This window comes from Moorella sp. E306M (genome assembly GCF_006538385.1).
Classification (GTDB): Bacteria; Bacillota; DSM-521; order Neomoorellales; family Neomoorellaceae; genus Neomoorella.
In genome coordinates this window covers 1,692,949-1,714,355 of record NZ_BJKO01000001.1, presented here as the reverse complement: position 1 = coordinate 1,714,355, position 21,407 = coordinate 1,692,949, and the positions used below count along the sequence as shown (strand labels likewise).

The following is a 21,407-nucleotide window of genomic DNA, read 5'->3' as shown; positions in this document are numbered from 1 at the left end:
TACCCCTAGCCTAACAGGATAAAAACAATGTACTGGGAAATCACGGTCATGATCATGAGCAGGGCGAGAACAAATTTGATCGCCAGAGGCGGTTCAGCCGCACCGGCAACTACCTCCGAGGGTGCCCCCAGGACGTTCGCTCCCATCCACTTCAGGAACCAGATGAAACTGCCAACGGATTCAATAACCGTAACGATAATCAGGGCAAGGATCAGGGGGTAGTGCCTGCCAATCTCAAAACCGCTAATTATGATCATAAATTTACTAAAAAAACCATTAAAAGGGGGAACGCCGGCAATGGCCATAGCAGCCGCAATATAACCCAAACCCACCACCGGGATTTTATTTAGAATTCCCTTGAGCAGCGAAAGCAGGCGGGTACCGGTTGTATAGGACAGCGTACCGGCAACCAGGAAGAAGAGCCCCTTAGCAAAAGCGTGGTTGAAGATGTGGGCCACTGCTCCGTTAAAGGCCATCCTGGAGCCGTAGATGGAAATGGAGATCGCCAGGAAAATATAAGAGAGCTGGGTGATGGTCGAGTAGGCCAGGAGTCGCTTCATATCATCCTGCGGGAAATACATGATAAAACCGTAGATCATGGTGACCACAGCCATGATGGCCCCGGCCTGGCCGATCACCTGGGGAACCGACCCCGTTGCCAGGACGGTCCGGGCAAAGATGTAGACGCCGACCTTAACCATCGAAGCGGCATGCAAATAGGCGCTCACCGGGGTCGGCGCCACCATCGCCCGGGGGAGCCAGGGATGAAAAGGAAGCTGGGCGGACTTACCCCAGCAGGCGATCAGGATTCCGGTAAAGGCAATGGTTTTCCCGGCGTCCGTTAATTTATTAAGGGCGGTCACCGCGAAGCTGCCGGTGTTTACATAGAGATAGGCAGTAGCCACATAGAGTCCCAGCGCGGCGGTGTGAGTGAGTATAATCGCCCAGAGGGCGGAATTCCGGGATTTTTGATCCCCGTAAAATCCGATCAACCCCCACGAGCAGAGACCGGTCATTTCAAAGAAGAACAGGAGCCCGAGGAGCGTGGAAGAGAAGACTACGCCCGCCATAGAGCCGATAAAAAGCAGCATGAGGGCGTAAAACCGGGGAACCCCTTCTTTAATAGGATGCTCTTTGTTGTCAGGGCTCATGTACCCGGCCGAGTAGGTGCAGATCAGCCAGCCGAGAAAAACTACCATGAAGTTGACCAGGACGCTGAGGGTATCTATAGTGACACCGTAGTAGTTAATACCGTTTAAAGTAACCAGTTCCCGGGTGAAGCTCGCGCGGTTGAACGCAAAAGCGATCAGTAAAAGCAAACCGCTGGTAAAAGCCAGGAGGGAGAAAATCTGGCTTGCCTTTTTCACGTGTCGCTCCGGTAAAAATAGGACCAGGGGGCTTCCTAATACCGGCAGCAAAATGCTTCCCAGCGCATACCAAATCATCTAAATGGCACCTCCAGTATCCCTCATTGATGGGATCGACCTTTTGCTGACAATTTTATTTACCTCCCAGGACAACGCTGACTGCGCCCTGCAGTAATTGATTTAGCGGGGCCGGTACATGTATCCCCAGCCCGGCCATGAGCACGAACAGGATCCCGAGGGGCAACAAGCACAGCCACCCGGCGTCACCCCGGGGTAGGTCCTCCGGAGGAAAACCGAGAACCGTGTCGCTTATAAGGATAATAAATGCGACAAAAACGATCACCAGAAGGACAAGAAAGAGTATCATCGGCCAGAAATACCCACCTTGCAGTCCGGCCGCCAGGGTCATAAGCTCGCTTACGAAGATGCTGAAAGGCGGTGCACCGACCACAGCAAGAAGGCCGGCCATGAACATAAAACCAGTAAAGGGGGCCACCTTTAGCATTCCCCGGATCTTCTGGGCGTCCCTAGTACCATACTTGCGAGCCACATTGCCCACCGTGCAGAACAAAAGGGATTTAGTGAGGCTATGGTTGATGACGTGAAAGAGCGCGGCAAGTATTCCCAGCGACCCTCCTGCGCCCAGGCCGGTGGCGATGATGCCTACATGCTCAACACTACTGTAAGCCAGCTTCCTTTTGATGTCGTTCTGCACCAGGATGAAGAAAGCCGCGACACCCACCGAGAGAAGGCCGAAGATGAGGAGCAGGGTCTGGGGGAATTCCTTGCCGACGGCCTGCAAGGTAATGGGATAATATCTTAATATACCAAATAACACGCACTTCATCAGTACACCCGACAGCAGGGCGCTAACCGGGCTCGGGGCCTCGCTGTAGGTGTCGGGCAACCAGGTGTGCATAGGAACCAGGCCGACCTTGGCGCCGTAACCGATCAAGATGAAGACAAAGGCCAGTTTCATCACCTGCGGGTCGAGTCCCCGGGCCATCCCTGCTAACTCAGTCCATAGCATCGCCTTGTGGGCGTCCTGCACCACAGCAAAGGCACTGGAGTAGGTCAGGATGGTCCCGTACAGGGCAAAGGCCAGGCCGACGCTACAGATCAGGACGTACTTCCAGACAGCTTCCGCCGCAGTCTTATGTTTATAGAACCCGACCAGGAAGGCCGAGCCCAGGGTGGTTGCTTCTATCGCAACCCACATAATAGCAATATTGTTAGATATAGCAGCAAGAACCATCGTCAACAAAAGTAGATGGTAAAAACCGTAATAAAAGCAGGCGCCCTTCGCATCAACCTGGCCCTGCGCCAGGTCATGTCGCAAATATCCTATAGAGTAAAAGCCGTCCAGAAACCCTACCACCCCGATGATAAGAACCAGGAGCGCCGTGAGGCCGTCGGCGTAGAGCATCCCGTCCAGGGCCAGCAGCGTTTGTCCCCTCAGGACATACTGCACCAGCAGCAAGGAGAGAAGAGCCACGCTGCTAATCCCGGCCAAGTGCACAACCTCCACCATGCGCCGGGACCTTATCCCAAAAGCGATCAGGGCCGTTCCAAGGGGCACCGCGGGCAAGTAGTATAAAATATTCTCCCCCACTTCTATCACCTAACCCTTTAGTAGTGTGAACTTATCCGTATCCAGGGTGTCGAAGACCTTGAAGAGGCGCCTGGCGATGATAGTCATGATCAGGACCGCAAAAACCGCATCGGTCAGGATGCCGATTTCTACTGTCTCGGGGGCGTTATAAGCCATGATGGCCAGGGTCAAATGCGAGCCGTTTTCCATCAGGCAATAGCCCAATATCTGCTTGAGGGCATTTCTTCTAGCAAGTATGCAGAGCAACCCGAGGAGAAAATGGGCTATAGAAACCGCCAGCGCAACCTTCAACTTTAGTACCGCATGCATATGAAAAGGCTCGACTATCACGAACGATAAAGCCACCAGGCCCACCGCAAGAAAAACAGACGAGCTTGTCTCCAGTGCCGGCCCCTCCTCTTCCTGGTTCCCTACCGTTTTGAGGGTCCTGATGATGAGATAGGGCACCAGGAAGGTCTTGGTGATGAGGGCAGTAATGGACCAGATGTACAGCGGTTCCGCCTGCATAAATACGGCCAGGGACAGAAAAATCGCCACCAGGACCAGGGACTGGATACTGTACATGTACGCCGCCCTCCGGAGCTTTCTGGTTTCCACCACCAGCATCGAGGTCAGGATGAGCAGCACAGCCAGGGCGTTGACTACGCTGGTACCGGACACTATCAGATCCCCTCCCGCTTCTATTAAACATTGGCCAGGTAGAAAACGAAGGACAGCAAGGCTATGCCGAAAGCCGCCCAGGTTACTGCGGGGGCCTTAAAAAGGAGTAATCTGGCCATGCTGTTTTCCAGCAGGGCAGCGATAACGTAAAAACCGGCAACCTTCAATAAAAAGACAGCCGTGGATACCAGGAGGGAGGAAGTACTGACCACCGCCGCGCTCCCATAGGGGAAGAAAACGGCCAGAAACAGGGCGATCACCACAACCTGCTTCATATATAAACCCCATTTCAGGAGGGCCAGGGAGCGACCGGAATATTCCGTAAGGGGTCCCTCCTGGATTTCCTGTTCTGCTTCCGCCAGGTCAAAGGGCAGCTTGCCGGTTTCGATGAAGGTGGCGACAGCAAAGGAAGCCATGGCCAACCAGACTGCCGGGCTAAAATATGATATCTCACCGGCCGCCACCTTCTGGCTGATTGTTCCCAGATCGGTCGTCCCGGCGAGAAGGGCGACCACAAACAGCACCAGGATAATAGTTGGCTCTACGAGCACGGCCAGGGCCATCTCCCGGCTGGCCCCTATTCCGGCGAACCCGCTGCCGGAATCCAGACCTGCAAGGGCAAAGAAGAAGCGGACCACGGTGAACAGGTAAACGACAGCGATGAGATCAGCGGCCATCCCCAGGGGCGACTGCAGGGTTAAAATCGGAATCACCATGGCAACGAGCAGGGTGGTTGCCATAACCACATAGGGAGTAAACCGGAAGACCCAGCTGGTCTGGGCAGGCACCACCTCTTGCCTTTTGATGAGTTTGAAGATATCCCGGTAGTTCTGCAAAATACCGGGACCTTTCCTGGAGTGCAGCTTTGCCCTTAAAGTGCGGGAAAAGCCCGTAAAAAGAGGCGCTACCAGCAGGACGAGCAAGGCCTGCGCCAGGCCGATGGGGAGCAACTCGTTACCGGGCATCTTTCTCTCCTCCTATCTGACCGTTGCTACCAGCAGGACTACGAGCGTTACGATTATATACAGGCAATACAGCCGGACATTCCCTATCTGGAGGGCTTGCACCCGTTTACCCAGACGTACCGTACCCCGTAACAGGGGACCGTAGAGGTAATCTTTCCACAGCGACTCCACACGGGCGACGTAGACCACTGCTTCCTTGCCATACGCCGCAATGGTATAGCCCGGCCCCGCGAGGGTGGTCCTTAGCAAATAGGCCGGGCGGAAAAGCACCCTTAATGGCTGGGCAAAGGCGGTAGCCGCGTACACCATCCGCGGTGAGTATTTATATCCGCATGCCCACGGCTCGGCATCGATCCGCCGCCCGGCCTGCATCCCACCTTGCATCCCGGCAATTAACAGGGGTAACGTGACAAACCCCACCAGGAGAAGGGCAAGGAGGGGCGGGGAAAGCACCGCCCGGGCGCTGCTTGCCGGAAATACCAGCAGCCCGTCACTTACCCGGACCGGAGAGGCGCCCAGCAACGCCGCGGCCACATTGCCAATATAAGGAGCAACAACCGGTGCGCCCAGCCCGAGGGCAATGCAGCCAACCGCTAAAATCGCCGTCCCGGCAAGCATCGGCACCGGCACTTCCCTGGCCTCCCGGGCGCGATTGCTGCGCCAGGGACCGGTAAAAGTGACCCCATAAGCTTTTACAAAGCACATCGCCGCCAGGGCGCCCGTTAGAGCGAGCATAATTGCCAAAAGGGGTGACAGCACTTTGACCGCCAGGAAGCTGCTGGTGCTCGCCATTAACAGGGACTGGTATATAAACCATTCACTGACAAAACCGTTGAGAGGGGGAATAGCCGCGATGGCCAGAGCGCCGGTCAAAAAAGCCAATCCGGTCCACGGCATTCGCCTGGCCAGCCCGCCCATCTCCTCCATGTTTTTGGTGTGGAGGCGATAGATTACCGAGCCTGCCCCGAGAAAAAGGAGGCCTTTAAAGGCAGCATGGTTTACCAGGTGATAGAGCCCCGCCAAGATGCCGAGCATTCCCAGAACGGGTTCTCCCCTGGCTATGCCAATCATGCCAGCACCGATGCCCATCAGGATGATCCCCACGTTTTCGATACTGGAATAGGCCAGCAGCAGCTTGAGATCATTTTCATTTATTGCATAAAGCACACCCAGAACCGCCGAGATTGCTCCGAAGGCCAGGACCGTAAGGCCCCACCACCAAACGGAAGCGCCGAGGAAATCGACACTGACCCTGAGTATGCCGTAGATAGCGGTTTTAATCATTACACCCGACATGAGGGCGGAAACGTTGGAAGGAGCCGCAGGGTGAGCCCGCGGCAGCCAGAAGTGGAGTGGCATAATACCGGCTTTGGCCCCGAACCCGAAGAAAGCCAGCAAGAAGGCCAGGTGTTTGGTAGCCGGCGGAAGGTTTGCATTGCGGAAGGAAGCAAAATCAAAGGTGCCCGTATAGACGAAAAATATAATAAATGACAGCATAATCATTACTTCCCCGGCATGGGCCACCAGGAAATAGATAAATCCGGCATTGACACTCTCCGGGTTTTCCTGGTCGAAACTAACCAGGAAATAGGAAACCAGGGTCATCAGCTCCCAAAAAACGAGAAAATAGAAGGCGTCGCCGCTAGCAACCACCAGGACCATGGACGCAAGGAAAATGTTATTCAAAAAGCCCAGTACCCCGGCGCCCCTCCCGGCATACTCCTCCTGATAAGCAAGGGAGTAAATAGCTGTAGCGGCGGCCAGCAGCGAAATGACCAGCACCATAAAGGCAGAAAGGAGATCGACCCGGATAACAAAGGGCGCAAAGGGAATAAACCCCGCCGCTGCCATTGTAAAGCCCGTACCACGAGCGAAGACCGGGATGGCCGCAGCCATCCCGGCACTCGCTGCCACAAAGGCGCTTATTCCTGAAGTATAGTTGGCAATTTTACCGGCTCTGTTCAGCGCCAGGGAGGCAACTGCTCCGGCGACATACAGGAGAATGGACAGCAGAAATAACTGCTGAACGATCATTTAGCCTTACCTCCCGCCCCTCTAAATGACACTACATCAGCAACAACAGCACTTCTTCCGAGCTTGCTCAGTTTCAAGCCACGAAGCGGGGAAGGGGCTTCCCCACCCCGCCCCTGCCCTGAACCGCTATCTAAATGAAACAGCGGCCGCCAGGCGCCGTTCGGCTTCAAACTCCTCCACGGTCTGGAAGACCAGGGCCCCGGTGGGGCAGGCTCGCACACAGGCCGGTACGCCCTCCTCATCCAGGCACTCCCGGTCGCACTTTACGGCCTTACCTTCGCCCCGGCCCACTGCACCGAAGGGGCAGGCCATGGCACACATCCAGCAACCGATGCACCGGCGCAAGGCGACCACGTTGACGCCGTCTTCCCGCCTGTGCATCGCGCCGGTGATGCAGACGGCCACGCAAGGCGGCTCCTCGCATTGCCGGCAGACGGCCGGAGCTTTCACCCTGCCTACCTGGTCCACATAGAGGCGCTTCTGCGGCCTTTCGCCCCCCAGTAGGGCTCCAAACAGATTCCGGGCCGCGGTGTGGCTCACGGCGCAAGCCAGCTCACAGGAACGGCAGCCCGTACACCGTTCATAACGAACAAAGATCTCCTTCCGTTTCATCGCCGGGCACCTCCCGGGACGTTGAGCCCCAGACCGGCCCGGCGCTCGTCGATGGCCGCCAGGAGCTTCTGGCCCGCAGACTCGGGATCGGGTTCCACGATGAAGTAACCGCCGGTCAAGTCCCGGACTTTATCCGTCAGCACCTGGGTGACGTAGCGGCTACCAACCACCGGCAACATGACCCCCACGTGGGTGGGGATACCGAGGGTCACCGCCCAGGTGCCGATGGCGACCGCTTTTTCAGCCGTCGCCTCAGGGGCCGAAGCGACCACGGGAAGTTGATCCGTGTCCACACCCAGCCGGTTGGCCAGGGGCACCGCCAGGGCCACCGCCCGCGAGGTGTCCACGCAGGAGCCCACGTGCAGCACCGGCGGCAGGGGCCCGCCCAGGCCGTTGGCCTCGCCGATGGCCGTCAGGACCGCCTTCAAGCCTTCCCCGCACACCTCATCCACACTGGCCGGATCCATAAACCCGTGGCGCATGAGCGCCCCCGCGCCGCAGCCGGAGGCTAAAACCAGCACGTTCTCCTTCAGGAGGCGGCGGGCCATGGTGACGAAGTTCCTATCTTGCGGAACCTTGACGTTGTTGCATCCGCAGAAGAGGCACACCCCGCGAATGTTGCCGGCGACGATGTTGTCAAGCAAAGGCTTAAGGGGATCGTCGGCATTCAACTTAGAGAGGGCGTTTATGATGGCTTCCGCGGAGAAACCCGCCACCACTTTGGACCTGTTCTGCGGTATGTCCACCGGCTTACCCCGGCGCCGGATGAAGGCCTCGATGGCGTGGCGAATGATCTCCCGGGCGATCTCTTTAGCCCTTTCTTCCGCGAAGGGGATGTGGATCGCACCGGGGATCTTCATGGTTTCCATGGTGGTGATCAGCCTGGTCCCCATGCACTCTGCCACCGTAGCGAGAGAGGGCATGATGCACTGGTAATCCATCACGACGGCATCGAGGGCGCCGGTGATCAGGGCCATCTCCTGGCTGAGCGAATGGGTGCAGGACGGAATGCCGTGGCGCATCAGCACCTCGTTGCCGGTGCAGCAGATGCCCACCACATTCACACCCCCGGCGCCGGCTGCCTTGGCTTCCGGCTTCATCTCTTCGGCTACTTGGACGATGATTTCGGATAAAACCGGGTTGTGGCCGTGGACCGCCACGTTAACCATGTCCGCTTTGAGGACCCCTAAATTGGCCTCACTGACCACGGGCTGGGGCGTGCCGAAGAGGATGTCGGACAAGTCGGTACCCATGTGGCAACCCGCAAAGTCCGCAAGGGAGCAACGTATCCCCGCCTGGAGGAGGTTAATCGGGTCTGCGTCACAGCCGTAATGCGTCCGGTGCATAATATCGGCGATCTCGTAGTCTATCCCCTTAGGCATCAAGCCTCGTTCCATAAGGAGCTTGCTCCGCTTCTCGGTCACCGTGGTGGCCACCCACGTGACCGGCGCTTCCGTTGCTTTCTCGTTAAAGTCCGCCAGAGCCGCCTCGGCAACGGCCAGGCCAATCTCGGCCTCGCTCCTGCCTTTTGTGGGAATGCCGAGACGTTCAGCCACTTTGCGGAGCTTGGCTTTGTCTTTAATGGCGTAGTCCGGTGCCTTACCCCGAACCGCCTTTTTCAAGGTGTGGGCAATGTGCTTCGCATGGCCCGAGTGGGACGCCCCGCCGGCCGCGATGGCGCGATCCAGGCCTCGCGCGACGATGACGTCCGCCGTAGCCCCGCAAATCCCCGCCTTGGGCTCGCCACCAAAAGGATCTATACGGCAGGGGCCCTGCAGGCAGTGCCGGCAACACAGCCCGGTTTCCCCAAAGCCGCACTGGGGAAGCATCGCCTGGTAGCGATCCCAGACCGTCTCCACCTCCAGGCGCCCGGCCTTTTCCACCATTTCGCAAACCGCCGGGTCCAGAGAAACCTTACACGACTTGGCCATCAGCATCGACCTCCTTGAGGAATATGCGGCAACGCCGCAGGATTGTAAACTTTATTACCTGCTTTCATATCAAAGCGTCAGCGGCCTTCCGTCCGGTCAACTTCCTGCAACTACTGCAGCCCTGAAAACGCGGGGAGTAAAACCAGGGAACGGAGGGTTTCTGCAGCAACTATTCCTGCTGCACTCGTGCCCATTATCACATGTCACACCTAACCTCCACCTTTTATTTTTATGGTTATATTTGTTCCCCCTATGTCCGGGGCAATAGCCCGTCGGTTTAGCACCCTGGCAGCCAGCTCGGCAATACCTGCTGCGGTAAAAGACTGCTCACCGGTAAAACCAGCAGCTTGATCTAAAATTTCTGCTTGGAAGGGTATCAGGCCGATGACATCGTCCGGCGGCAGGTGGCTGAGGATAAATTCCTTATCCCGGGGTTGACGCAATTTGTTGCCTACAAACTTTATTCGCTTAATACCAAGTTCAGCGGCCAGTTTTTGGACGACCCGGGCGGTCTGGACGCTGACCAGGGTGGGCTCGGTAATAATCAACATCAGATCTACCCCCCGGGCCGTACCCCGGGTCAGGTGCTCGATGCCAGCCCCCATATCCAGGACCACCATTTCCCGGTGTTTTAGGATTAGGGCATTAACCATGGCATTTAAGACGGCATTTTCCCGGCAATAGCAGGTCGATCCCCCGGGCTTGATGGCTCCCATTTTCAGAAAAAGGATATTTCCGTTCTTTATGGTATAATCTTGCAGCAGGCTATCTACTTCCGGGTTTAGAGAAAAGAAGGCGCCGCTGCCGCCGGTGCGCTCGGCAAGCAATTCTCGCATCTCCACGATAGGTTTAATGGTACCGAGCCTTTCCTCGGGGAGCCCCAGAACCATACCCAGGCTGGTATCGGGATCGGCATCGACGGCGTATACCTGGTAACCCTGCCGGGCAAAATATTTAATTAAGCCGGCAGCGATAGTGGTCTTGCCGACACCACCTTTCCCGGAAATGGCCAGCTTCACTTGAACACCTCCTCTGTTCTGCTTCTCTTCTGTCCCTTGCTAAACAAGGCTAACGCAGACATTATCCATACCAAAGGCCTTTACTTCACTCTGGCAATGGCCTTAAGTAAATTAGGTAAAAAGGTATAAAATCGAAGTTATAAAATCAAGTGTTTAACCAAGATGAAATAACGCAAAAGCTACCTTTGTGTTCTATAGCAAAAAGCGTGCCAAAAGAAAAAGGCCGCCAAAGCTTGACGGCCTAAGAACCTCGATGTCAATTTAGTTTTACACGTTAAAAAGAGTTGACATTAATTTTTAAGCAAGCCATAGCTGGCCATTTTAGTATAGAGTGCCTGGCGGGAAAGGCCTAATGCCTTGGCGGCCCTTGTTTTTTCTCCGCCAAAAGCTTCCAGGGCCTGAATGATGGCCTCCTTTTCCGCTTCTATCCGGACTTTATAAAGGGGGGAGATCTCCCTCAACCTTTTCTTTTTACCATGATAGCCTATCGTGAGGTGATGGGGATGGATTTCCTGGGTTTCAGCCAGGATGGCAGCCCTCTCCAGGACATTTTCCAATTCCCGGACGTTGCCCGGCCAAGAATAGCTTAGAAGACTCTCCATAGCGCCGGGAGTAAGCCGTAATTTTTTCCCATATTCTTTGTTTAGCCTTTGTAAAATGGCCTCTGCCAGGAGAGGTATGTCTTCCGGCCGCTCTTTAAGGGGTGGGAGCACTAGCGTGACCACATTTAAGCGGTAAAAGAGATCTTCCCGAAAACGGCCTTCATGTACCATTTTTTCCAAATCCTTGTTGGTAGCTGCTATCACCCGCACATCTATTTTTCTGGTCCGGGTGCTCCCCAACCGCTCAATCTCTTTATCTTGCAAAACCCTTAAAAGCTTGGCTTGCATATTAAGGGGCATATCTCCGATTTCGTCCAAAAAGATGGTCCCGCCGTGAGCCAGTTCAAACTTTCCAGGTTTGCCGCCCTTTTTAGCTCCAGTAAAAGCGCCTTCCTCATAACCGAAGAGTTCGGATTCTAGAAGTTCCGGTGGGATGGCTGCGCAGTCTACTTTTATTAAAGGCGCGTTACGGCGGGGGCTTTCCTCATGGATAGCCTGGGCCAGGACCCCTTTTCCGGTACCGCTTTCTCCCAGGATGAGTACAGTAGCATTGCTCCCGGCTGCTTTCTGGGCCAGGCTTAAAACGTCCCTAAAATAGTGATTTAAAGTCCGGATGTGGCGGAAATTGAAGAGGCACCCAGCGGGTTTGAAGTTTGCAGGGTTATGGCCAACTCTGGCTTCTACTTTTTTAAGCTGTTCCAGGAGAAGACGTACAGGCTCGCTTTCATCGGAAAAAAACTGGTACAGCACACCCTCTATTTCGGATTGGATCCAAAGAGGCGTTCCTATGACGATGATAGTATTCCCCTTTGTTTTCTGGAATTCCCATACCCGTGGTCTGCCGGATTGGATTATTTCGGAGTATTGGGCTATAGGGATTACTTCTTCCAACATGCGGCCTTGCACCCTTTGACCTGTAATACCCAGTATTTGGAGGCCGGCCTTATTTATCCCTACCACTCTCCCCTGGTTATCGGTAATCACCAGTCCCAGGGGTATTATATGGAAGATGGCATCCCCGATGCTTAAAGGGAACCCTTTTACATCTTTTTCGGACCCGAGGGTAGCCTGGCGGTAGCTTCTAGTTGCCAGCACCGCCTGGAAGGTAAGATCTTTAAGCAATCTATTGTTTTTTTCGAGGGGGAAGAAGGAATAAGGCTCATCAAGACCAGAAACAGGGGATATGGTTGCTTCCATCTGGCAATAATGTTCCCCTGTCCCCCAGCATTTGGTTTCTTCGACCTCTATTCTTTTTTTAAAGAGTTTGTTGAGAGCCCCAGCGAGCAGGCCCCCTTCCAAATAGCATAATTGTTGGCCTACAGGCGGAAAATAAGAACAAGTGAAACATTCATTCCATTTAACGGTTATTTTACCGCCTTTTACACTTTTCAACTTAAGGTTTCCTATTCCCAGGGCGCTTATTTTATCCGGTATTTCTTCCAGGTCGTTTACAGGAAGCTGACTGCCAATAGAATAGCCCGCCCGGTAATAAACTGTATTCTCCGGGGTACTGGCTAGCATACCTTTTCTCCCCCCAGCGTCCATTTTTGCTTCCGCTCAATTCCATTCTATCCTGTAAGATATGAAAAGTAAAGAAGAAGGAACCCTCTGATTTCGAGCAGGCGGTTCTGTTCTTCAGGCCCGTCATTAGAGGCGCAGCCCATAAATGTAATAGCGACCTGGAACTAAACCAGGTCGCTTTTTATTTAACTTGTCATGGAAGGTATCACATTTAAAGAAGTAACTGCCGGGCCTTCCCTGGCCTCATCATTAATACGGTTCCCGGCCGCCAGGAAAGAGGCGTTCACCAGCCCCGAACCCTGTTCTTCCGGCGTTAAACCCGGCAGCCTGGTGGCCGTGCTGGTGATGGTCTTTACTACCTGCCTGCCGGATATGTGCCCATCCCGGGACAGCACCAGGGCTGCAACCCCGGCAACATGGGGACAGGCCATGGAGGTGCCGCTCATGGCCCGGTATTTACCGCCCCGGAAGGTGGAAAGGATATCAACGCCCGGAGCAGCTACCGTTACTTCCGGACCCCGGCTGCTGAAGCTGGCCAGGTTATTCTTCCGGTCAATAGCCGAAACGGCGATGACACCGGGGTAACGGGCCGGATACATGACGCTATTTTCTTTCCCCTCATTGCCGGCGGCCGCCACCAGGACCATGCCGGCCTGGACGCACCGGCGGACGGCCTCTTCCAGGGCTTGACTCGGCCGGGTGGTGCCGAAACTCATATTGACGACCTGCATTTTATTTTGCAGCGCCCAGTCCAGGCCGGCAATGATCTCGGATATATAACCATTACCCCGGCGGTTAAAAATCTTGACGGCATAAATCTCCGCCCGGGGGGCTACCCCTACCACCCCAAAATTATTATTAAGCGCTGCAATTATCCCGGCCACATGGGTACCGTGGCCATTGCCATCCCCGGCCTCCCAGCCGGGAAATTTGATATTCTTGGTACCACGGATGTTAGCTTTCAGGTCGGGGTGGCTGGCATCAATCCCCGTATCCAGGATGGCCACCTTCACCTTCTCTCCGGCCGCCTCCTGCCAGGCCTTTGGTGCGCCAATACATTCCACTCCCCAGGGGATGGTCTGCTCCCTTTGCCGCAATTTAACTGCCGGCAGGGCTACTGTCTGGACCAGGAAATCGTCTTCAATTAAAAGGACATCCGGGTGTAAGCCCAGCTCTGCAAGGGCCTGCCCCTGTTCCGGTATCCTTACTGCCAGGGCATGCACCAGGGGTAATTCGCGTACTACCCGCCCGCCCTTTTTCAGGACTGTTTCATGACAACTGCTCAAGGGCCGGTGCTTGCGGAACATGATAATTTTCCGGCTGCCGTAATCGCTACCCAGCCGGGTAATGGAAACGCCGGCCATCGCTACTACACCGGCATAATAAGCCAGCAAAACAGGCCACATGGTTAACCCCTCCTATGCTCCATTCTATGTATTGCTGCTGGAGGGGGTTAAATAAATTAAACCCGGCCGGCAGAAAATATTTTTCCCTTTTCTGATTAACCATCAGACCTGGAACTGCATATGCTAGGTCTAGAAAAGGTCCCTGCAAAGGGAAAAGGAGGGTATTTTAATGACACAAGAATTATTGTGGTGGTTTATTATCATCATCCCGGTCATCATTATCATCCCCATCATCTTCCTGTTCTTCTTGTTCCCGTTAAATACTAAGTAGGAGGAATTTTTAATGGGCGGCCATGGTTTTAACTTCTGGTGGTTGTTTATTCCTATTATCGTGATTATCATCATCCCCATTTTCTTTATCTTCTTCATCCCTCTCAGTGCAGCCAATGCATGAGCGGGAAAACCCCGGCCCCGCCGGGGTTTTAATATAAAGGCCCCGGGCTTTCCAACCCGGGGCCCTTTTATACTGCTAGCGGTACCGTTACCGCTATGGTAATGTATTTAACTTTTTTGCCAGCTTTTGAGAAACTCCTGGATATCCGGCGGCAGGGGCTGGCCGTTATTAATCTCCCCCGCCATCCCTTCAATTAGCTGGGCAAGCTGTTTCTTCATCTCCGGGCTCAGATCTTTGGTCATGTTGTTAACAAAGCTGGCCATATCTACCTGGCCGTCCGGGAACATGGCAGCAGGATCTATACCCGCTTGAGCCATTATTTCTTGCACGACAGCAGGGTTATCGGGCGTTATGCCCATTTCTTTAAAAACCTGTCCCAGGGATTTCCCGCTGGTAGCTGCTTCAATGACGCGCTGGCGCAGGGCATCCAGATCAGCACTCACATACCTCACCTCGCATAAAATTTACCCTTGATCATTATATGCCCTGCGGTCTCCTTTAGTGCCCGCCAGCTGTTATTTTTCCGCCGGCGCTATATTGGCTGCCAGGACGCCAATGATGCGGCCGTCATCAGCGCGTACAGGAACAGAGATGGTGATGGCCACCCGGTTGGAGCTCTGGGTTACATAGGGCTCGCTGGCATAACGTTCCCCCCTTATGGCCGCCTGGAACCATGGCCGGAAGGACCAGTTGGTCACTCCCGCATCCGGCCGGTTATAAATAGTTGCTCCGTCCGGTAGGGTGGCAATCAAGGTCTGGATAATAGCTGACTCGCTGAAGGCGGCGTCAAGGAACGGCGCCAGGGTGGCGGCTTCCATTTTCTTAACAACAGGATCGGCGGCCAGCTTTTCCAGTAAGGCATAACCCTGGTTAACAAGTTCCCGGCGCAGTTCCTGGTCCCACCCGTCCCGGGTAAAACCGGCAGCTATGGTAAAGAAATTCTGCGCCATGGCCGCAAACTGGCGCGTATTCTCTTCCACCACCGCCATAGCAGCCTTTTGTTCCTGCGTTGCAGCCGATACCTCTTCAATGCTGGCCGCCGTTTCCTGGGCCACGGCTGCCATGCGGGTGGCAGCATCGTTTACCTCCCGCACCCTGGCCAGCTGGTTCTGGGCCTGGTGGCTGATGTTGGTCATGACTTCGGCGGCCTTATTGATCGCCTGGCTTACGGCCATAAAATTCTCTTTCACCTGGGTCCCGCGCTGGAGGTTGCTCCGGACCAGCTCGACATTTTTATCCACCTGGGCCGCTGTCTGGCGCGCCTCTTCGCTGATAGCTGCCGCCAGGGAGGTTATATTCTGGGCGGCCGCCGCCGACTGTTCGGCCAGTTTCCGCACCTCTTCGGCCACCACAGCAAAACCACGGCCCTGCTCCCCGGCGCGTGCGGCTTCAATGGCGGCATTCAAAGCGAGCAGGTTGGTCTGATCGGCAATGGCCGTGACCGCCTGGACCAGGGTATTAATCTGCTCCATTTTATTTTCCAGCTGCCGCATGCGGCCGGCCGCCTCCTGGATGGAAGCGGCCCCGGCCTTGATTTCCTGAAGTAATTGCTCAAAAAGTCGGCGACCTTCCTCTTCCTTGCTCCTAACTTCCATCCCTAACTCCGTACCCAGCCCGGCCCGGTCGCTGATATCTTCCGCCAGGTTGTGTAACGTTTTGATATTTTCCGCCACCTTCTGGGTGGCTCCCGCCTGCTCGTCGGCACCGCCGGCAATCTCCTGGATGGCTGCCGTTACCTCTTCCAGGTTGCGATGGCTGGTACCGGCGCTTTCCTGGAGATTTCGGGAAAAATAAGACAGTTCATCAGCGGTACGCTGCATGCGACCCACCAGGCGGTAAAAACTGTCCAGGACGGCAGTTACCGGCCCCTGGAAACTCTCCCCTAACTGCGCCCCGGTCAGAGATTGTTCTGCTCGTACCGGATCGCCTTCGCCAAGCAAATTAAGAAATTGCATCACCCGTTGCAAGGGGCGCATCCATTTTATGTATAGATTGAGAAGGATAACCAGGCTTAAAATCAAACCCAGGGCCCCCGCCACAATGGCCGGTAAAAGGAGCAATTGCCAGCTAACGCCCTGGACGGCTACCAGCGCTGTTCCTACCGTCCCCGGGCCCAGAGCCAAAAAAAGCAAGAGAATAAAATAGAAAAGTTTAGTGCGAAGATTAATTACCAATTTCCTCCACCTCCCGGCATTATTCTTTATATTAACATATTTTTCTGCATTTGACTAGATAAAAGCACGGTGAGGATAGAGGTTGGTCAGGTTGTCAGGCAGGCAGGTGCTCCTTTAGGTAGATCCGTATCCTGTTGCCGGGTAGCCAGTTACTGAAACATCCCGAACTATGCAGGAAGCCCGTCGGGGTATATAGTGGTAATCATTGGTGTTTTTTGGCCAAAGGTTCATTTACCGGCAGGCGAGCGGCCAGTTCGGCAGCCAACTGTCCCGGTTCCAGATCATGGTAGGCCAGCAAGACCAGGGTGTGGTAATAGAGGTCGGCGAGCTCGTATAAAATTTCCCGCCGGCTGTCGTTTTTAGAGGCAATGATGGTTTCACCGGCCTCTTCGCCGATTTTTTTCAGGATTTTATCCTGGCCGTTATTAAAGAGATAGGACGTGTAGGAGCCTTCCGGCCGGGTAGCCTGGCGTTCTTTAATCACCCGGAAGACCTCTGCCAGGATAGTTCCCAGGTCGCCAGTGGCCGGGCCGGATGCTTCTACCTGGCTGCCCGGGGTCGCCGGGTACAGGACAACCTGCCGGGCGCCGTGCAGGTCTGTCCAGCTCCGTTCATCCGGCCCGCTATCGGCTTGCTTCCTCTCTGTCCGCCCCTTTTCGCCCTGCCTGTTGCTGCCGGGTCTGCTAACCTGCATGGGGAGGGAGTTATGAAAGCAGGAAAATTCCCCTTCGTGGCAGGCCACTCCTATCTGGCGGACCTGGAAGAGCAAGGCATCGGCGTCACAATCGTAGCTGGCATTGACAATATACTGGCGATGGCCCGAGGTGGCCCCTTTATGCCAGAGTTCCCGGCGGCTGCGGCTGTAAAACCACGTCTCGCCGGTAGCCAGGGTGCGGGCCAGGGCTTCCCGGTTCATATAGGCCAGCATCAACACCCGGCCGCTTTCTACATCCTGGATAATGGCCGGGATTAAGCCGTCGGCATTAAAGCGAATTTCCTCAGGTATGGTAACACCCATAAGCAAATATCCTCCGCATATAGCATATTTCGTAAAGGAGCATGTGCCTGCACACTCAAGAGCCATGCGTCTTCCTGCTCTTATAAACGTATGGGCACGCCGCGCCCGGCCAGGTAACGCTTGGCTTCCCCTATAGTATAGGTGCCAAAGTGAAAGATAGAGGCCGCCAGGACGGCGTCGGCCCGGCCTGCCGTCAGGCCTTCATACAGGTGCTCTAGCTTCCCCACGCCGCCGGAGGCGATTACCGGGATGCTGACAGCTGTGCTTATGGCTGCCGTCAGTTCCACGTCGTAGCCTTCTAAAGTACCGTCGCAGTCCATACTGGTGAGCAGGATCTCCCCGGCCCCTAGCTCCTCCACCTGCCGGGCCCACTCCAGGGCGTCTTTTCCCGTTGGCTGGCGGCCGCCGTGGGTATAAACCTCCCAGGAACCGGGGCCGGTACGGCGGGCATCGATGGCTACCACTACGCACTGGCTGCCGAAACGTCGGGCTGCCATGGCCACGAGACTGGGATCCAGCACGGCGGCCGTATTCAGGGAAACCTTGTCGGCCCCGGCGGCCAGCATGCGGCGAATATCTTCCACCGTGCGCAGGCCACCTCCTACGGTAAAGGGGATAAAGACCTCCTCAGCCACACGCCGGGCCACGTCGACCATAATCTCCCGTCCTTCGGCCGAGGCCGAGATATCCAGGAAGACCAATTCATCGGCGCCGGCGCGGTCATAGGCAGCTGCCAGCTCTACCGGGTCCCCGGCATCCCTTAAGTTTAAAAAATTGGTCCCCTTAACTACCCGCCCGTGGTCCACGTCCAGGCAGGGAATAATCCGCCGGGTAAGCATCTTAAATCAATCCTCCTCCCCGGCCACGGCCATGGCTTCTTCCAGGGTAAAGTTGCCGTTGTAAAGGGCCCGTCCCAGGATGGCACCTTCCACGCCTTCCTTTTCCAGGCCCCGCAGGGCGCGGACGTCGTCCAGGCTGGCAATACCACCGGAGGCAATGACTTTCAGGCCGCTCCTCCTGGCAACCTCCCTGGTGGCGGCAAGATTGGGTCCCTGGAGAGTACCGTCGCGGCTGATATCAGTAAAGATGGCCCGCTTTACCCCCAGGGCAGCCATGCGGCCGGCAAAGTCAAGGGCCCTTTCCTCCACTGTTGCCGCCCAGCCTTCCACGGCTACCATCCCTTCGCGGCTGTCAATACCGACGGCCACCTGGTCACCAAAGCGCACAACAGCCTCAGCAACTATCTCCGGGTTGGTGATGGCTACCGTCCCCAGGACGGCCCGGGCCGCCCCAGCAGCGAGCAGGTCTTTAAGGCTTTCCAGGTTGCGGATGCCACCTCCCACCTGGACCGGGATGTGCACCTCTTTGATTATGGCCGCAATAACCTCCATATTCCGCGGCCGGCCGGCGAAGGCCCCGTCCAGGTCCACCACATGGAGCCAGCGGGCGCCCCTGGCCACCCAGCCCCTGGCCACAGCCACCGGGTCGGTGGAGTAGATAGTTTCGGCTTCCGGCCGCCCCTGGTAAAGGCGCACGCAGCGCCCTTCCCGCAGGTCAATGGCAGGCAGAATCAACACGGTTTACCAGCTCCCCAAAGTTTTTTAAAACCTCCAGGCCCCAGCGGCTGCTTTTTTCCGGGTGGAACTGGACCCCGAAGAGGTTATCCCGCTGGATGCTTACGGCAAAGGTTAAACCATAATCCGTAGTACCGGTAACTATGGTTTTATCGGCGGGGTCAATATAATACGAATGGACAAAGTAAAAGTTCGTGCCCGTGGGTACACCCTGGAAAAGCTCTCCGGGCTTTAGCAATTGCACCTGGTTCCAGCCCATGTGGGGAACCTTAAACCCTGGCGGCAGGCGTTTAACTTCGCCCGGTAAAAGGTTTAGACCTTCCACCGGACCCCCTTCTTCACTGGTGCTGAAGAGGAGCTGCAACCCCAGGCAAATGCCCAGGAAGGGTACACCCCGCCGCACAACTTTCCGGATGGCTTCCACCAGGCCCCTCTCCTGCAAGTTGGCCATGGCGTCGGCAAAGGCTCCCACGCCGGGCAGGATAACACCGGGAGCAGCAAGCACTACCTCCGGGTCTGAGGTTATCTCCGCCGGGTAACCTAGTTTGGCCAGGGCTTTCTGAACACTCAAGAGATTGCCCATACCGTAATCGATAATAGCTAACGGCCGCATTTTAGTTCCTCCGCAAATAACTTTGTCACAGGCTGGCATTGTCTAACCCTTATCAGTCCAGGCTACCCTTGGTAGAAGGGGGACCTTCTACCCGGGGATCGCGGCTGGCGGCCTCCCTGATGGCCCGGCCCAGGGCTTTAAAGAGGGCCTCGGCGACATGATGGCCGTTGCGCCCGGCAAGCTTTTGCACGTGGAGGGTCAGGCCGCTGTGGTTAACAAAAGCCCGCAGGAATTCCTCCAGCAGTTCTGTCTCCAGGCTGCCGATCCGGCCCGGGGGCAGGTCCAGGTTACAAGCAAGGTAGGGCCGGCCGCTGAAGTCCAGGGCCACCTGGACCAGGGCCTCATCCATGGGTACCAGGGCGCTGCCGTAGCGATTAATCCCGGCTTTATCGCCCAGGGCCTTTTTGATGGCCTCTCCCAGGCAGATACCGATATCTTCCACAGTATGGTGATTGTCAACTTCCAGGTCGCCCTCAGCCCAGATTTTCAGGTCCAGGAGGCCATGGCGGGCCAGCTGGGCCAGCAGGTGATCAAAAAAGGGGATACCGCTGCTCCCCTGCCATTTGCCGCTGCCGTCCAGGTCGAGCTTAACGCGAATGCTGGTTTCTGTGGTCTGACGCTCAATCAAGGCCTCGCGACTCATTTTCTATCCCCTTCCTCCAGCCGCAGCTCAATGGCCCGGGCATGACCCTCCAGGCCTTCGGCCCGGGCCAGGGTCTGGATCAAACTCCCGGCCGCCTTCAGGTAGGCGGGACCAGCGGCAATGAGGCTGCTTTTCTTCATAAAAGTAGCGACACTTAAAGGTGAATAAAACCTGGCCGTGCCGCCGGTAGGTAAAACATGGCTGGGCCCGGCCCAGTAGTCCCCCAGGGGCTCGGAACTGTAAGGCCCCAGGAAAATCGCCCCGGCATTTTCCACCCGGCCCAGCCAGGACCAGGGTTCGGTCACGTACAGTTCCAGGTGCTCTGGCGCCAGGGCATTGGCCAGCTCCAGGGCGGCCTCCAGATGGGGCACTACCACGGCCGCACCATAATTTGCCAGGGAACGGGCGGCTATCTCCCGCCGGGGCAGGGTCTCCAGCTGGCGGGCTACTTCCTCTACCACCGCCCGGGCCAGGCCGGCTTCCGGCGTGATCAGGACCGCGCCGGCCAGGGTGTCGTGCTCGGCCTGGGAGAGAAGGTCGGCCGCCACCCAGTCCGGCCGGGCGTATGCATCAGCAATGACCACGATTTCACTGGGCCCCGCCAGCATATCTATATCAACTGCCCCATAGACTTCCTTCTTGGCCAGGGTAACATAAATATTTCCCGGGCCGGCAATCTTATCCACCGGGGCCACTGCTTCCGTACCGTAGGCCAGGGCGGCCACGGCCTGGGCCCCGCCCATTTTATAGATCTCCCTTACCCCGGCCTCGGCTGCCGCCACCAGGAGCAGGGGCGGCAGGGTGCCGTCCCGCCGCGGTGGCGTCGCCAGGGCTATTTCCTCAACCCCGGCCACCCGGGCCGGTACGGCGGTCATTAATACCGACGAAGGATAAGCAGCCGTACCGCCGGGTACGTAAAGGCCCACCCGCTTTAAAGGACGGCAGATCTGGCCCAGGATGGTGCCGCTGGCATCCGCCTCCATCCAGGAACCCCGCAGCTCACGGCGGTGGTAGGCGGCAATATTATCCCGGGCCTTTTGAATGGCCTCCCGCAGTTCAGGAGTAACGGCTTCATAAGCAGCCTTAATCTCCCCGGCCGTCACGCAAAAACCGACCTTTTTTAGATCAACTCCATCCAGCTCGCGGGTGTAACGTTCTACGGCTGCCTGGCCTTCCGCCCTGACAGCGGTAATAATATCCCGTACCCTCGCGGCTACATCGATCTGGGCCAGCAGCCGGCCGGCCCAGCGGCGCCGCACTTC

General features: G+C 56.3%; 18 protein-coding genes. All 18 read right to left on the bottom strand.

Going from position 1 to position 21,407, the window contains the following annotated elements; translation table 11 throughout:
• Positions 1-5: 5 nt before the first annotated feature.
• Positions 6-1,445 carry a hydrogenase 4 subunit D gene (locus FLZ89_RS08980; RefSeq protein ID WP_141304816.1) on the bottom strand — a complete coding sequence of 480 codons (1,440 nt, stop codon included), beginning with the start codon at positions 1,443-1,445 and terminating at the stop codon, positions 6-8.
• Positions 1,446-1,500: 55 nt separating this feature from the next.
• The gene (locus FLZ89_RS08975) at positions 1,501-2,988 is read right to left on the bottom strand and encodes a hydrogenase 4 subunit F (protein ID WP_141304815.1); all 1,488 of its coding nucleotides are present in this window, start codon (positions 2,986-2,988) and stop codon (positions 1,501-1,503) included.
• Positions 2,989-3,639 (bottom strand): hydrogenase 4 membrane subunit, encoded by a 651-nt coding sequence (hyfE, locus tag FLZ89_RS08970; RefSeq protein ID WP_141262847.1) that lies wholly within the window; start codon positions 3,637-3,639, stop codon positions 2,989-2,991.
• A 23-nt stretch (positions 3,640-3,662) separates the two neighbouring features.
• Entirely contained in the window at positions 3,663-4,604 is a 942-nt protein-coding gene (locus FLZ89_RS08965) for a respiratory chain complex I subunit 1 family protein (RefSeq protein WP_141262848.1), read from the bottom strand.
• A 12-nt stretch (positions 4,605-4,616) separates the two neighbouring features.
• Positions 4,617-6,638 (bottom strand): hydrogenase 4 subunit B, encoded by a 2,022-nt coding sequence (gene hyfB / locus FLZ89_RS08960; protein WP_141262849.1) that lies wholly within the window; start codon positions 6,636-6,638, stop codon positions 4,617-4,619.
• Positions 6,639-6,764: 126 nt separating this feature from the next.
• Complete coding sequence (locus FLZ89_RS08955) at positions 6,765-7,250, bottom strand: 4Fe-4S dicluster domain-containing protein (RefSeq protein ID WP_054936714.1); 486 nt, start codon at positions 7,248-7,250, stop codon at positions 6,765-6,767.
• The gene (cooS, locus tag FLZ89_RS08950) at positions 7,247-9,181 is read right to left on the bottom strand and encodes an anaerobic carbon-monoxide dehydrogenase catalytic subunit (protein WP_141262850.1); all 1,935 of its coding nucleotides are present in this window, start codon (positions 9,179-9,181) and stop codon (positions 7,247-7,249) included. Before cooS ends, FLZ89_RS08955 begins: the two co-directional genes overlap by 4 nt.
• Before the next feature lie 209 nt (positions 9,182-9,390).
• Positions 9,391-10,200 (bottom strand): AAA family ATPase, encoded by an 810-nt coding sequence (locus FLZ89_RS08945; protein ID WP_141262851.1) that lies wholly within the window; start codon positions 10,198-10,200, stop codon positions 9,391-9,393.
• A 290-nt stretch (positions 10,201-10,490) separates the two neighbouring features.
• The gene (locus FLZ89_RS08940; RefSeq protein WP_172613527.1) at positions 10,491-12,323 is read right to left on the bottom strand and encodes a sigma 54-interacting transcriptional regulator; all 1,833 of its coding nucleotides are present in this window, start codon (positions 12,321-12,323) and stop codon (positions 10,491-10,493) included.
• Positions 12,324-12,508: 185 nt separating this feature from the next.
• Positions 12,509-13,729 (bottom strand): S8 family peptidase, encoded by a 1,221-nt coding sequence (locus FLZ89_RS08935; RefSeq protein WP_141262853.1) that lies wholly within the window; start codon positions 13,727-13,729, stop codon positions 12,509-12,511.
• 501 nt (positions 13,730-14,230) lie between these two features.
• Positions 14,231-14,566, bottom strand: coding sequence for a hypothetical protein (locus tag FLZ89_RS08930; RefSeq protein WP_172613526.1), 336 nt, complete (start codon positions 14,564-14,566; stop codon positions 14,231-14,233).
• Between the two features lie 72 nt (positions 14,567-14,638).
• Entirely contained in the window at positions 14,639-16,297 is a 1,659-nt protein-coding gene (locus FLZ89_RS08925; RefSeq protein WP_141262855.1) for a methyl-accepting chemotaxis protein, read from the bottom strand.
• A gap of 202 nt (positions 16,298-16,499) precedes the next feature.
• Entirely contained in the window at positions 16,500-17,315 is an 816-nt protein-coding gene (gene hisI / locus FLZ89_RS15955; protein WP_141304813.1) for a phosphoribosyl-AMP cyclohydrolase, read from the bottom strand.
• Positions 17,316-17,395: 80 nt separating this feature from the next.
• A complete protein-coding gene (gene hisF / locus FLZ89_RS08915) occupies positions 17,396-18,154 on the bottom strand; it encodes an imidazole glycerol phosphate synthase subunit HisF (protein WP_141262857.1) in 759 nt (252 codons plus the stop codon).
• 6 nt (positions 18,155-18,160) lie between these two features.
• Positions 18,161-18,892 (bottom strand): 1-(5-phosphoribosyl)-5-[(5-phosphoribosylamino)methylideneamino]imidazole-4-carboxamide isomerase, encoded by a 732-nt coding sequence (gene hisA, locus FLZ89_RS08910; RefSeq protein ID WP_141262858.1) that lies wholly within the window; start codon positions 18,890-18,892, stop codon positions 18,161-18,163.
• A complete protein-coding gene (gene hisH, locus FLZ89_RS08905; protein ID WP_141262859.1) occupies positions 18,870-19,502 on the bottom strand; it encodes an imidazole glycerol phosphate synthase subunit HisH in 633 nt (210 codons plus the stop codon). Before hisH ends, hisA begins: the two co-directional genes overlap by 23 nt.
• Positions 19,503-19,554: 52 nt before the next feature.
• Complete coding sequence (hisB, locus tag FLZ89_RS08900) at positions 19,555-20,145, bottom strand: imidazoleglycerol-phosphate dehydratase HisB (RefSeq protein ID WP_141304812.1); 591 nt, start codon at positions 20,143-20,145, stop codon at positions 19,555-19,557.
• On the bottom strand, positions 20,142-21,404 hold the full coding sequence (gene hisD, locus FLZ89_RS08895; RefSeq protein ID WP_373995618.1) for a histidinol dehydrogenase: 1,263 nt from the start codon (positions 21,402-21,404) through the stop codon (positions 20,142-20,144). The genes hisB and hisD overlap by 4 nt, the downstream gene beginning before the upstream one ends.
• Positions 21,405-21,407: the final 3 nt, after the last annotated feature.